Source organism: Leclercia sp. Marseille-Q4284, from assembly GCF_916618945.1.
GTDB classification, from domain to species: Bacteria; Pseudomonadota; Gammaproteobacteria; order Enterobacterales; family Enterobacteriaceae; genus Enterobacter; species Enterobacter tamurae.
On sequence record NZ_CAKAKG010000001.1, the window covers coordinates 1,851,047 to 1,864,172 of the forward strand.

Annotated in this window: 11 protein-coding genes; 4 read left to right on the forward strand and 7 right to left on the reverse strand. The window is 55.3% G+C overall.

Going from position 1 to position 13,126, the window contains the following annotated elements:
• Positions 1-560: 560 nt before the first annotated feature.
• Both LG383_RS08625 and LG383_RS08630 read left to right on the forward strand, forming a co-directional pair.
• Positions 561-1,316 carry an SDR family oxidoreductase gene (locus LG383_RS08625; protein WP_225758868.1) on the forward strand — a complete coding sequence of 252 codons (756 nt, stop codon included), beginning with the start codon at positions 561-563 and terminating at the stop codon, positions 1,314-1,316.
• Positions 1,317-1,360: 44 nt separating this feature from the next.
• The gene (locus LG383_RS08630) at positions 1,361-1,651 is read left to right on the forward strand and encodes a Bor family protein (RefSeq protein ID WP_106993836.1); all 291 of its coding nucleotides are present in this window, start codon (positions 1,361-1,363) and stop codon (positions 1,649-1,651) included.
• Between the two features lie 84 nt (positions 1,652-1,735).
• Here the strand turns inward: LG383_RS08630 and dcp are convergent, their stop codons facing one another.
• A complete protein-coding gene (dcp, locus tag LG383_RS08635; protein WP_225758869.1) occupies positions 1,736-3,781 on the reverse strand; it encodes a peptidyl-dipeptidase Dcp in 2,046 nt (681 codons plus the stop codon).
• Positions 3,782-3,934: 153 nt separating this feature from the next.
• Here dcp and ydfG point away from each other — a divergent pair, with 153 nt between their 5' ends.
• The gene (gene ydfG, locus LG383_RS08640) at positions 3,935-4,681 is read left to right on the forward strand and encodes a bifunctional NADP-dependent 3-hydroxy acid dehydrogenase/3-hydroxypropionate dehydrogenase YdfG (protein ID WP_032618025.1); all 747 of its coding nucleotides are present in this window, start codon (positions 3,935-3,937) and stop codon (positions 4,679-4,681) included.
• A 91-nt stretch (positions 4,682-4,772) separates the two neighbouring features.
• A complete protein-coding gene (locus LG383_RS08645; RefSeq protein WP_106993833.1) occupies positions 4,773-5,459 on the forward strand; it encodes a GntR family transcriptional regulator in 687 nt (228 codons plus the stop codon).
• Between the two features lie 42 nt (positions 5,460-5,501).
• On the opposite strand, the gene LG383_RS08650 is transcribed toward LG383_RS08645, so the two are convergent.
• The 6 genes from LG383_RS08650 to manD form a co-directional block, all read right to left on the reverse strand.
• Positions 5,502-5,933, reverse strand: coding sequence for a universal stress protein (locus tag LG383_RS08650; protein ID WP_106993832.1), 432 nt, complete (start codon positions 5,931-5,933; stop codon positions 5,502-5,504).
• 161 nt (positions 5,934-6,094) lie between these two features.
• Complete coding sequence (locus LG383_RS08655) at positions 6,095-7,558, reverse strand: mannitol dehydrogenase family protein (protein ID WP_225758870.1); 1,464 nt, start codon at positions 7,556-7,558, stop codon at positions 6,095-6,097.
• 217 nt (positions 7,559-7,775) lie between these two features.
• Positions 7,776-9,320 carry an MFS transporter gene (locus LG383_RS08660; RefSeq protein WP_225758871.1) on the reverse strand — a complete coding sequence of 515 codons (1,545 nt, stop codon included), beginning with the start codon at positions 9,318-9,320 and terminating at the stop codon, positions 7,776-7,778.
• Between the two features lie 125 nt (positions 9,321-9,445).
• Entirely contained in the window at positions 9,446-10,825 is a 1,380-nt protein-coding gene (locus LG383_RS08665; protein ID WP_225758872.1) for an MFS transporter, read from the reverse strand.
• 53 nt (positions 10,826-10,878) lie between these two features.
• A complete protein-coding gene (locus tag LG383_RS08670) occupies positions 10,879-11,892 on the reverse strand; it encodes a Zn-dependent oxidoreductase (protein ID WP_225758873.1) in 1,014 nt (337 codons plus the stop codon).
• Between the two features lie 11 nt (positions 11,893-11,903).
• On the reverse strand, positions 11,904-13,118 hold the full coding sequence (gene manD / locus LG383_RS08675) for a D-mannonate dehydratase ManD (protein ID WP_106993827.1): 1,215 nt from the start codon (positions 13,116-13,118) through the stop codon (positions 11,904-11,906).
• Positions 13,119-13,126 lie beyond the last annotated feature (8 nt).

Genomic DNA, 13,126 nt, shown 5'->3' on the forward strand with positions numbered 1-13,126 from the left:
TTTTTAAGTCCTCGAAAATTGAAAACAATGATTATCGCATATTGTAATCGCCCTACATCCCCGTATAAGGAACTAATCGAAGGTCTGCGCATTCAGGTTTCAATTTTTCTTCACTACACTTCTTTTTGGGGATAGATAATCCTTTAAAAAAAGCCGCTCAATACGCCCAGTTATATTTCCAGCCTGAAGAAACCCTACGTACTTAACCCGCGGTTCACCATCATCGGATCGTGCCCGCGCCATACCCGATAACGTTCATCTTAATTATTATTCCCACAGGTCAAATTCGCCTCACGAAATTCCTGCCCGTATTCAATGTTCATTCCGCCCTGCTCTACAAATCACTGATAGCCGTCGTCAACCAGTATTTACGTCCAGAGATAGGCATAATAGCCTGCCGAATAGATGAATTTACTTATCCCCGTGCAGGCTATTAAAAAGTGGGCAATGCAGCTTATTTATATTCTCATGTCCAAATGGCACTAACTGAAAGATGTTACTCCACCTCTCCATGCTATATCTACCTCAACAACTACTCATTAAGAAAAGGATGCACGAAGATGCTAAGAGGTAAAATAGCGGTCATTACCGGTGGAGGCGGAGGATTTGGTCAGGCGCTGTGCGTATGGTTGGCGCGAGAAGGCGTTGAGGTGAATTTTAGCGCGCGGCGGACTGAGGATATTCAAAAAACCTGCAGTATCATCACTGCTGAAGGCGGTATTGCAAAGGGTTATATCTGTGATTTAACCCGGTCAGAATCCCTTTCACAGTTTTCTTCACAGCTATTAACGTCAGGCAAACCCATAGACATTTTAATCCTCAATGCTGCTCAGTGGTTGTCAGGGTCGTTAGAAGAGCAACCTGATACAGAAATTATCAGTACCATCAGTTCAGGCCTGACAGGTTCTATTCTTCTGACTCAAGCATTGCTGCCGGGGTTAAGGCGTTCAGACAGCGCTGATATCGTCTCAATTATATCTACATGTGGGATTCCGAATTTTACGAACTCAATTGCGCATCCCGTTTTTTTCGCGAGCAAACATGGGCTTAGCGGGTTTACAACTAAACTGTCCCAACAATTGTCCGAAGAAAACATACGCGTTACTGGGGTGTACCCACCTGATTTCGAACTTACAGGGTTAGACACCTTTGTCGATAATCAATCCAGAATGGGGGAGCGTCTGATGAATGGGCGATCGGTCTGGGAAACGATTCGTTTTGTGCTGGCTCAACCTCGTAGTTGCCATATAAGTAACATCTACTTTCAAGGCCCAACGCGCGAAGACGCTACTGGTCTAATATGTAGCGTTCATTAATCATGTCATCATTTTTTCGAATTATACAAACAACAGGGTCATTTATGAAAAAGTTAATCATGGTAGCGCTGATTGCAGGTGCAGTTTCCGGCTGTGCTCAACAATCATTTTCGGTAAATAAAGGAACAACTTTCGAACCACAGAAAGTCACAACGCACCATTTCTTCGTTAGCGGAATCGGCCAGTCTAAGCAAATCGACGCAGCTCAGGTGTGCGGCAGTGCAGACAAAGTCGTTCGTACTGAAGTGCAGCAGACTTTTGTGAATGGCCTGCTGGGCGTTGTTACTTTTGGTATTTATACGCCGCGTGAAGCGCGCGTTTACTGCGCCAAATAAAGTTTTCGTCGGCAGGGTTTATTCCAGCTGACACGAAAAAGAGCCGGGCATCTCGCCCGGCTCTTTTTTTGATCCTGAAAAGGCTTACGCACTCAACCCACGATTCACCAGCATCGGCTCAATCTGCGGATTGTGCCCGCGCCACTGGCGATAAAGTTCCGCTAAATCACTGCTATTCCCACGGGACAAAATCGCCTCGCGGAATTTCTGTCCGTTTTCACGGTTCAGTCCGCCCTCTTCCACGAACCACTGATATCCGTCGTCGGCCAGCATTTGCGTCCACAGATAGGCGTAATAGCCCGCCGCGTAGCCGCCACCGAAGATATGGGCGAAATAGCTGCTACGATAGCGCGGCGGTACAGCGGTGAGATGGAGTTGCTCCCGCTCCAGGGCTGCGGTTTCGAAGGCTTCGACATCCTCTGGCGCTTCGCTGGCGGTTAATCCGTGCCAGTTCATGTCCAGCAGCGCGGCGCTGAGCAGCTCGGTCATGTCATAGCCTTTGTTAAACTGGGTGGCGCTGAGCATTTTCTCCCGCAGGGCATCGGGCATCGGCTCCCCGGTTTCGTAGTGACGGGCATAGCGGGCAAAGACCTGTGGATGGCTGGCCCAGTGCTCGTTGATTTGCGACGGGAACTCCACAAAATCGCGCGGTGTGTTGGTGCCGGAGAGCGTGGCGTAACGCTGGCTGGCAAACAGCCCGTGCAGGGTATGACCAAACTCGTGGAACAGGGTGATCACATCATCCCAGGAGATCAGCGCCGGCTGGCCTGCGGCAGGCTTTTGATAGTTGCAGACGTTATAGATCACCGGACGCGTACCAAACTCATGGGACTGCTCGACAAAATTCCCCATCCATGCCCCGCCGCCTTTGGAGTCGCGGGCGAAGAAGTCGCCGTAAAATAGCGCCATCCCTTCTCCGTGGTGGTCGAAGATCTCCCAGACGCGCACATCAGGATGGTAAACCGGGATGTCGCTGCGCTCGACAAAGGTAATGCCGAACAGCTGGGTCGCCGCCCAGAAGACACCATCGGTCAGGACACGATTGAGGGCAAAATAGGGTTTAACCTGTGACTCATCGAGGGCGTACTTCGCCAGCCGCACGCGCTCGGCGTAAAACGACCAGTCCCAGGCCTGTACCTCAAACCCACCCTGTTCGTCATCAATCACCTTCTGGATATCGGCCTGCTCCTGCAATGCACGCCCGCGCGCAGCCGGGACAATCCCGCGCATAAACGCCAGCGCAGCGTTGGGAGTTTTGGCCATCTGATCGACAATTTTCCAGCTGGCATAGCTGTCGAAGCCCAGCAGTTCCGCCTGACGCGCCCGCAGCGCCACCAGACGCCGTACCAGCTCGCGGGTGTCGTTGGCATCGTTTTTTTGCGTACGCAGCCAGCCTGCTTTAAACAGATTTTCCCGGGTCTGGCGATCGCGCAGCTGTTGCAGGGCCGGTTGCTGGGTGGTGTTCAGCAGCGGAATCAACCAGCGATCGCTGAGCCCTTTATCCGCCGCCGCCTGAGCGGCCGCAGCCAGCTCTGCCTGGCTGAGCCCATCCAGCTGATGAGGATAATCCACCACCAGCCCGCCCGCCTTATCGGCTGCCAGCAGACGCTGGTTAAACTGGCTGGTGAGCGCGGCAGACTCGGTATTGATGGTTTTCAGCGCCTGCTTTTCTGCCTCTCCCAGCCGGGCTCCGGCGAGAATAAAGCGCTGATGCAGCTCCTCAATCAGGCGCAGGGACTCCGCGTCCGGGGCCATCGTCTGCCGGGCATTATAGACAGCATCAATCCGGGCGAAGAGCGCATCATTCAGCCAGATATCATTGGCCAGCGCCGCCAGTTCGGTAGAGATCGCCTCTTCCAGCTGCTGCAGATAATCATTGGTATGTGCCGAGGTCATGGCGAAGAAGACGTTGCTCACCTGGCTCAGCAGGCCGCCGCTCTTCTCCAGCGCCAGCACGGTATTGGTAAAGTCAGGTGCCGCCGCACATCCGGCGATTGCGGCGATCTCCTCGCGCTTCTGGCGGATCGCCTCGTCAAACGCCGGACGATAGTGGCTGTCGTCGATCAGATCAAAATGCGGCGCCTGGTACGGCAGCAGGCTGGTTGCGAAAAAGGGATTAGTGCCAGACATATCAGACTCCTGAATACGATGAATTTCACCAGAGTAGGCCAGCCCGGCAGTGGCTGCAATCTCTGTCACCACTAGGGGTCGAAAAGTCGCCTTACTCTGCGTCAGATCACATGCTATGGTAGTACTACACAAAAAGCGTTGAGGAACAGTGACATGATTATTTTAGTTACCGGAGCGACAGCAGGTTTTGGTGAAAGCATCACGCGTCGCTTCGTCGCCAACGGGCATAAGGTGATTGCCACCGGCCGTCGTCAGGAGCGTCTGCAGGAGCTGAAAGAGGAGCTCGGGGACAGCATTCTGACCGCGCAGCTGGACGTGCGTAACCGCGCATCCATTGAAGAGATGATTGCTAACCTGCCGGCCGAGTGGCGCGACATCGACGTACTGGTCAACAATGCCGGGCTGGCGCTGGGCCTTGAGCCTGCGCATAAAGCCAGCGTCGAAGACTGGGAAACGATGATCGACACCAACAACAAAGGGCTGGTGTATATGACCCGCGCCGTGCTGCCTGGCATGGTCGAGCGCAACCGCGGTCATGTCATTAATATCGGTTCCACGGCGGGCAGCTGGCCTTACGCGGGCGGCAACGTCTATGGCGCGACCAAAGCCTTTGTGCGTCAGTTCAGCCTGAATCTGCGCACCGATCTGCACGGCACCGCTATTCGCGTGACGGATATCGAGCCGGGTCTGGTTGGCGGAACGGAGTTCTCCAACGTGCGCTTCAAAGGCGATGATGACAAAGCAGGTAAAACGTACGAGAACACCACTGCCCTGACGCCGGATGATGTCACCGAGGCGGTCTGGTGGGTGGCTACCCTGCCGAAGCACGTCAACATCAACACCGTTGAAATGATGCCGGTCAGCCAGAGTTTTGCCGGTCTGAGCGTCCATCGCGGATGATTTTTCCGGACCTGGCCTGCGGGCCAGGTCTGGGATGCCCGGCAAAAGAATGGTAGTATTTACCGGTTAATTCTCTGAGAAATCACAACCAATGGCCGCTGAATCGCAACTTAATCCGACCCAACCCGTTAATCAGCAGATTTACCGTATTTTGCGCAGCGACATTGTGCATTGTCTGATCCCTCCCGGAACGCCGCTCTCGGAAAAAGAGGTGTCGGTCCGCTTTGATGTCTCCCGCCAGCCGGTTCGCGAAGCCTTTATTAAACTGGCTGAAAATGGCCTGATTCAGATCCGCCCTCAGCGCGGCAGCTACGTGAATAAGATCTCCCTCACCCAGGTGCAGAATGGCTGCTTTGTCCGTCAGGCCATCGAGTGCGCCGTGGTCCGTCGCGCGGCAAGTCTGGTGGACGATCATCAGTGCTATCTGCTGGAGCAGAATCTCCACCAGCAGCGCATCGCCATTGAACGTAAGCAGCTGAATGACTTTTTCCTGCTCGACGACGAGTTTCACCAGAAGCTGGCGCAGATTGCCGGCTGTCAGCTGGCGTGGGATACCATCGAGAACATCAAGGCGACGATGGATCGGGTGCGCTACATGAGCCTTGACCACGTCTCACCGCCGGAGATGTTACTGCGTCAGCATCATGATATTTTCACTGCGCTGGAAAAGCGCGACGCTGATGCGGTCGAAAAAGCGATGACCCTGCATCTGCAGGAGATTGGCGAGTCGGTGCAGTTAATCCGTCAGGAAAACAGCGACTGGTTCAGCGAAGAGTAAGAGATCCGCATCCCGTCGAATACCCGGGATGCGGAAATGAATTTAGCGCACCACTAATACCGGAATTTTGGCATAGCGTAATACCGATTCGGCATTCGAGCCCAACAGATGCGTTGTTACCCCCGGCTTTTTCGAGCCGATAACAATGATATCGAACTCCCCTTCTTTACCCAGCGCGATAATTTCATCGCGCACGCTGCCAAACCGCACCAGGGTATGAATATTCTCAGTCGGAATATCAAACAGCCGCTTTAACGCATTCATCTTTTTGTTGGACTCTTCAGTCATATAAGCCTCGAATTTGACAATATCCGAGGAGAAGCCCCGCAGCATGGCGCGACTGTTGACCGGGAGAACATTTAATAACGTAATTTCAGCATTATCCGCCCGCGCCAGAAATGCCGCGTGACGCACCGCCTTATCGCTTAAATCCATTTCAAATACATCGACAGGCATCAATATCTTCTTATACATACGCCTTTCTCCTTATATCGATAATATGTTGCTTAACGATATTCAGAGTGACATGACTTTATCAAACGAAGGTTAAACGGCTGGGTCAGGAAATAAGCGGTATGAGTAAAGAAATGTGGGAATACGATCATGCCGCCGGAAACGGCGGCATGTGGAGGGGGTTAAATCTGCGCGGCGTAGTGAGCGACGGTGGCTTTCGCCCCGTTCTTCAGCAACCCAGCGTAAGCGTTCATCACAGCTTCAACAAAGACGCTGTCGTGCGGCAACTCCTGACCGAAAATGGTCTCAATCCCCAGCAGGGCTTTCACGCGGCTTTCACCTTCTGCACTGCCCTGTACCGCCGCCTGGATCACCGGCAGCAGCGGATCGCATACCTCGATAGCCTCGCCGCGTTCATCGACGCCACCGACATAGCGCATCCAGCCCGCAATGCCCAGCGCCAGCAGTGGGAAGCTGCGCTGGTGCACCCGGTGCCAGCGCACGGAGTCCAGCATACGCTGCGGCAGCTTCTGGCTACCATCCATGGCGATCTGCCAGGTACGGTGGCGCAGCGCCGGGTTGCTGTAGCGGTCGATCAGCAGATCGGCGTAACGGGCCAGGTCCACCCCGGTGACTTTCAGCGTCGGGGCCTGCTCGTTTAACATCAGCGCGTGGGCGGCACGCTTGTAGTTCGCGTCTTCCATGCAGTCGTTGATGTGCTGATACCCGGCCAGATAACCCAGATAGGCGAGGAATGAGTGGCTGCCGTTGAGCATGCGCAGCTTCATCTCTTCGAACGGGATCACGTCGGCCACCAGCTCGGCACCCGCTTTCTCCCAGGCCGGACGTCCGGCGACAAAGTTGTCTTCGATGACCCACTGACGGAACGGCTCGCAGGCCACCCCCGCCGGATCGCGCACGCCGGTAATCTGTTCGATTTTGCTCAGCGTGTCGGCGGTGACGGCAGGCACGATACGGTCGACCATGGTGGACGGGAAGGTGACGTTGGCTTCGATCCAGTCGGCCAGCTCGCTGCTAACCGCCCGGGCATAGGCACAGGTAACATTGCGCATTACATGGCCGTTCTCCGGCATGTTGTCGCAGGACATCACGGTGAAGGCAGGCAGACCGGCATTTTTACGTCGCGCCAGCGCTTCCACCACGACGCCTACCGCGGAAACCGGCTGATGTGGATTCTGCAGATCGGCGGCGATCAATGGGTGATCCAGCATCAACTGCCCGGTGGCCGGCGCATGGCAGTAGCCTTTCTCGGTGATGGTCAACGAGACGATCGCCACCTGCGGTTCGCACATAGCAGCCAGCACCGCTTCCAGCCCATCCACCTGGGCGTGCAGCGCTTTTTTCACCACCCCAACCACTCGCGCCGTCCAGGCATCGGCTGACATTTCGGCGACGGTGTAGAGGTTATCCTGGGCCTTAAGATCCGCGATCTGCTGCTCGCCGCCGATCAGGTTAACTTCGCAGTATCCCCAGTCGCTGCCGTGGTCCGCTGCCAGCATATCGGCATACACCGCCTGATGGGCGCGGTGGAAGGCGCCAAAACCCAGATGCACGATGCGCGACTGTAAGGCATCGCGGTTGTAGTAAGGAAGCGTGGCTTGCGCATGTAATAACGGATTTTTCATGATAGTACTCGTTAAAAGTGATTAAGCGATGGATCCGGGCGGTAGTGCTTACCCGCCCGGCTTACTAACCCAACTAGAATGGTAGATGGCATAAAAAATTCTCTGCCGTTAACCATACTGATTGTTGCTGGCGTGATATTGATTTACGTTAACTTTTCACCATCTGGTGTGACATCAATTGCAAGTTGTGTGACAGCATTAAAATGCTGTAAACCACTCATCCGGTCGTGGTGACGCTTTCACGCGTTTGAGATACAACCGGAGTCTGCTCCGTCCAGAGCCTGTCGTAGTCATGGCCCGTCAGGTCTTCCACGATGCGCCGCACGTGGGGTTCAACCGCCGCTTTAGAACCATTGGCCCGCAGTCGCTCGACCTCTTCCACGAAGATCTGGTGAGTCTGTTTGTTCAGACGGAACGTCAGGGCCTGCCAGAGGGCGAGGATCAGCAGCCCGGCGGTACCGATAAACATCAGCATGGCGATCATATGAATCGCTTCCGGCGGCTGGACCTGACTCCCCTTCACGAAGCCCCCGGTTTGCAGCAGAAAACCGACCACAAAGGTGGCGATGGCAACCGTGGTTTTGCGCGAGAAAGTCATCACCGCGGCGAACAGCCCTTCCCGGCGCTGACGGCTGACCATTTCGTCAATATCGGGAATGAACGGGAACACGTTCCACGGGGTGAATTCCAGCACGCAGCGGCCCACCTGATACAACCCGGCCAGGATGAACAGCGTGAAAACGGTATTCAACGCCGGGATCTGGTACACCGCCAGGAAACCGGCCAGGCACAGCATCATCACCAGATAGGCAAAAACGTACAGCCGGGCCGGACCGTATTTGATGATCCCGAGGCCAGCAATGAGCGTCACCGGCAAACCAACGATACTCATCGACAGCAGGCTGCCCGCCAGGGATGACGAGACGTTCAGGCAGTAGACGCAGAAGAAGACAAACACGGTGTTGTAGACATCTTTGCCGGTGAACGACAGCAGATAGATCGCCAGATGCTTTCTGAAAGCGCGGATTTTCAGCGTCGAGGCGTAGGATTTGAACAGCTCGACAACCATTCGCAGTTTGTCAGAGAAGCTGGTGGGCAAGGCTGACTTTTCCAGCTCGGCTTGCATCTCCGGGGTGAGCTCCCGCTCCCAGGTCACTTTCCACGAGATAAAGACGCAGACCATGAACAGCACCGCGAAGATCACGCCGTTAATCAGGTAGGCATTGGCGCTCTGCTCGCCAAAATAGCCGATCAGCAGCCCGGGGATAAAGGTTGCCAGGAAGGTGCCGGAGGCCGACAAAAACATGCGGCAGGTGGAGAGTTTGGTGCGGCCGTTAAACTCTTTGGTCATCTCTGACGGCAGCGTTTCCCACGGGATCAACACCATGGCGGCAATGATTTCAAACGCCAGATAGACCGCGAGGTAGAAACCGTAACTCATGCCGTCGAGCCACAGCAAGGCGTAGACCAGCATCAGCGGCGCACCAATCAGCAGGAAAAAGCGCCGACGGCCAAATTTCTTACCAAAATAGTTCTTATAGAAGTGGTCGGTCAGGCTGCCCATAAACAGGCTGACTACCGCATCGACAATACGGGCGATGGCAACGATCGAGGCCGCTTCCATTGGGGACAAGCCCACAAAGGTGGTGTAGAAAAATAGCAGCCAGGCGCCGATGACGGTAAAGGCGCCGCCGCCCATAATATCGGTTAATCCGTATCCAATACTCACCGGTATGGTGATGTTTTTCTTTGCACGAGACATACAGTTTCCTTACCTGAAAATAATCCAGTTAATTCCCGATGCTTCCCTGAAATGGTTGGTAATAGCGTTGTGTTTTGCGAGGGATAAAAAAAGACTCCCCTGCGTTGGCAGGAGAGTCATCAGGGTCAGGAGATAGCGCGATGTTTATTGTTGATGCCCAGCGCGGCAGATTTGTCTTCTGCGGCATCCTCCAGGATGCTCAGATCGCGGTCGCGCACTTCCGGCATCAGCAGGGCTGAAATCAGGCCGATGAAGGAATAGAGCATCACCATCACCACAATTGGCCACCAGGAGCCGGTCATGTTGCAGAAGATCCCCGCCAGCACCGGACCAAAACCAACCGCCACCAGACCGCCCGCCTCTTTCGATATCGCCATTCGGGTGAAACGATTTCGTGAACCGAACATCTCAGCCATGGTGATATTTTCCAGGGCAAAGAGTCCCAGTACCGCGAAGTTATGGATCACGATAATCGACAGCATAATCACGCCAGGCGTATAGGATTTATCGACAATAATCGACAGCATCGGGTAGGCCAGAATAATGGCGGAAATGCTCAGCAAAATATAAGGCAGCCGACGGCCATATTTATCCGACAACCAGCCCAGCAGCGGGATAGTAATAAAGCCGAGGATCGAGCTGATCATTAAGGCGTCGGTCGGGATAGCTTTATCAAACAGCAGCGTCTGTACCAGATAACCGGCAAGGAACGTCTGGATCAGACCGGAGTTACCTGCCTGGCCGAAACGCAGGCCGGTCGCCAGCCAGAACGATTTGCTCTTCACCATCGCGCCCAGGGTACTTTCCTGCACAGCCGCCTGTACCGGGGCTTCTTCGGCGTTAACCTGCTCGAAGACCGGGCTCTCTTTCAGGTTCATACGCAACCAGATGGCAAAGATCATCACCACTACGCTGGCGAGGAACGGCACGCGCCATCCCCAGGCCAGCAGTTCTTCGCGGTCGAGGGCAAAGAACATCACCGCCCAGATCGCCGTGGCGCTCAGGGTACCGCAGTTAGTACCCATCGCCACCAGCGAGGAGATAATGCCGCGTTTTCCTTTTGGCGCATATTCCGCCAGCATAGTGCCCGCGCCGGAGATTTCCGCCCCTGCGCCCAGGCCTTGAATAACACGCAGCGTCACCAGCAGCACCGGCGCGAAGATACCGATCTGCGCATAGGTCGGCAGCACGCCGATCAGGGTGGTACAGATCCCCATCATGGTGATGGTGATAAACAGCACCTTTTTGCGCCCCACGCGGTCGCCCATTTTGCCGAAGATAAAGGCCCCGACGATACGGGCGATATAGCCCGCGCCGTAGGTCCCCATTGCCAGAATCAGCGCCATCGCCGCCGATTGTTCCGGGAAGAAGATCTCGTGAAAGACTAATGCTGCGCCCAGCGAGTAAAGCTGGAAGTCCATGAACTCTAACGCGGTTCCGAGCCAGCCTGAGACGGCGGCTTTGATCAGGTCAGATGTGGATCTTTCATGTTGTACTTGAGTCATAATGGCTATCTCAACAGGGTAAGATGCGTACCGCTAAACCGCATTCATAGTTATTAGAACGTCAGCAACACCTTGCAGCACTGCCGCTGGTCTTTCTCAAACAGTTCGATGGCGTCTTTTACATGCTGATACTCAAAGGCATGGGTAATCAGTTTGTCGGGATCGATAAGTCCCTTCGTCAGCCAGTCGATCACAACCGGGAACTTATTGGCGTTCAGTCGTGAGGAGAAAATCGACAGTTCCTTGCCGGTGATCCCCTGCTGCACGATCTGGCTCGGCTCGCTGGAGAAGCCCATCAGCACGATGCGCGCCGCCGGTGCGGCCAGGGTGATGGCTTCCTGCAGAATGGACGGATGGCAGGCCGCATCGATAATCAATGTCGGCTTGATGCCCTTCTCCTCCAGCAGCGCCGGCAGGGACTGGTTGCCATTGTTAATCACCCAGTCCGCCCCGCTGCGCTGGGCCATCGCCAGACGCTCGTCGATGCGATCGACCACAATCACCTGCTTGACCTTATAGACGCCCTTCAGCGCCTGAACGGTAACCAGCCCCATCGGACCGGCACCGTAAATCAGCGCCACGTCCTGCTCGGTCGGACTAACGTGTCCGGTAACGTTGGCCGCAATGGTGAAGGGCTCAATCATCACCGCGTGCTTGTCGCTGATGGAGTCCGGAATGACCTTCGCATTTTTAGCCGGGACCGCGGCGTATTCGCTGAAGCCGCCATCGCGGTGCACGCCCAGCACCACCAGCGAGGCGCAGACGTTCGGTTTACCCACCGAACACTGATAGCAATGTCCGCAGCTGATCACCGGATCCACCGACACGCGCTGCCCCAGGCGAGCGGTATCGACACCGTCGCCGACGGCATCAATCACGCCGAAAAACTCATGACCGATAACACGCGGGTATTTGGCGAACGGGTTATGGCCGCGATAGATATGGCTGTCGGAACCGCAGATCCCCGCCAGCTTCACCTTGACGCGCACCTCGCCCGCTGCGGGGGTCGGTAATGGGCGATCTTCGATAACCAGCATATTCGGTTGTTGAATAACGATACTTTTCATCTTCTGCTCCTTTACCAGTTCCACAGCGTGCCGTCTTCCAGACGGGCAACCGGCAGGTAGGCTGGATCGTAGGGATATTTTGCCGCCAGTTTTTCATCAAACTCGATGCCCAGGCCCGGCTTATCGCCCGGATGCATGTAGCCGTCTTCAAAGGTCCAGTTGGTGTTGAAGACCTCGAGCATCTGCTCGGAATAGCCCATGTACTCCTGCACGCCAAAGTTCGGTACCCACAGGTCAAAGTGCAGCGCCGCCGCGTGGCAAATCGGGGAGAGATCCGACGGGCCGTGGGAGCCGGTACGCACCTGATACAGCGAGGCGAAATCAGCGATCCGACGCATCCCGGTGATGCCACCCGCGTGGGTAATGGTGGTGCGGATGTAGTCGATCAGCTGCTCTTCGATCAGCTGTTTGCAATCCCAGATGCTGTTGAACACTTCGCCCACCGCAATCGGGGTAACGGTGTGCTGGCGGATCAGGCGGAAGCACTCCTGGTTCTCGGCCGGGGTTGGATCTTCCATCCAGAACATGCGGTACTGCTCGATGCTCTTACCGAAGCGCGCGGCTTCAATCGGCGTCAGGCGGTGGTGCATGTCGTGCAGCAGGTGTTCATTAAAGCCATACTTGCTGCGCACGGCGTCAAACAGTTTCGGGGTAAAATCGAGGTATTTTTCGGTTGACCACAGCTGTTCATCCGGCCAGTTGCCTTTGGTGGCAGGTTCATACGCCAGCCCTTTTCCTTTAGACATGCCGTAAGTGGTTTTCATTCCCGGCACGCCGCACTGGACGCGGATGGCCTTGAATCCCATCTCTTTATGACGGGCGTAATCTTCCAGCACATCGTCGATGGTGTGGCCAGTGGTGTGACAGTAAACCATCACCCCTTCACGGGAGGCACCGCCCAGCAGCTGGTACAGTGGCATGTTGGCAGCTTTGGCTTTGATGTCCCACAGCGCCATGTCGATGGCGGAAATCGCCGACATAGTGACCGGGCCGCGACGCCAGTAGGCGCCTTTGTAGAAGAACTGCCAGATATCTTCGATACGGTGGGCATCCCGGCCAATTAACTGCGGGCAGAGATGATCTTTCAGGTACGAGGCCACGGACAATTCGCGGCCGTTTAAGGTGGCATCACCCAGGCCGACGATCCCTTCGTCGGTGGTGATTTTCAGCGTGACAAAGTTGCGCCCTGGACAGGTGACAAATACTTCAGCCCCTACAATCTTCATTTTCCGGT

Excerpts from the sequence above, each read along its gene's own strand:
- LG383_RS08655 (WP_225758870.1), bottom strand. The coding sequence starts at position 7,558 with ATGAAAAATCCGTTATTACATGCGCAAGCCACGCTTCCTTACTACAAC.
- dcp (WP_225758869.1), bottom strand. The coding sequence starts at position 3,781 with ATGTCTGGCACTAATCCCTTTTTCGCAACCAGCCTGCTGCCGTACCAG.
- LG383_RS08660 (WP_225758871.1), bottom strand. The coding sequence starts at position 9,320 with ATGTCTCGTGCAAAGAAAAACATCACCATACCGGTGAGTATTGGATAC.
- LG383_RS08665 (WP_225758872.1), bottom strand. The coding sequence starts at position 10,825 with ATGACTCAAGTACAACATGAAAGATCCACATCTGACCTGATCAAAGCC.
- LG383_RS08650 (WP_106993832.1), bottom strand. The coding sequence starts at position 5,933 with ATGTATAAGAAGATATTGATGCCTGTCGATGTATTTGAAATGGATTTA.
- LG383_RS08630 (WP_106993836.1), top strand. The coding sequence starts at position 1,361 with ATGAAAAAGTTAATCATGGTAGCGCTGATTGCAGGTGCAGTTTCCGGC.
- LG383_RS08645 (WP_106993833.1), top strand. The coding sequence starts at position 4,773 with ATGGCCGCTGAATCGCAACTTAATCCGACCCAACCCGTTAATCAGCAG.
- ydfG (WP_032618025.1), top strand. The coding sequence starts at position 3,935 with ATGATTATTTTAGTTACCGGAGCGACAGCAGGTTTTGGTGAAAGCATC.
- LG383_RS08670 (WP_225758873.1), bottom strand. The coding sequence starts at position 11,892 with ATGAAAAGTATCGTTATTCAACAACCGAATATGCTGGTTATCGAAGAT.
- LG383_RS08625 (WP_225758868.1), top strand. The coding sequence starts at position 561 with ATGCTAAGAGGTAAAATAGCGGTCATTACCGGTGGAGGCGGAGGATTT.
- manD (WP_106993827.1), bottom strand. The coding sequence starts at position 13,118 with ATGAAGATTGTAGGGGCTGAAGTATTTGTCACCTGTCCAGGGCGCAAC.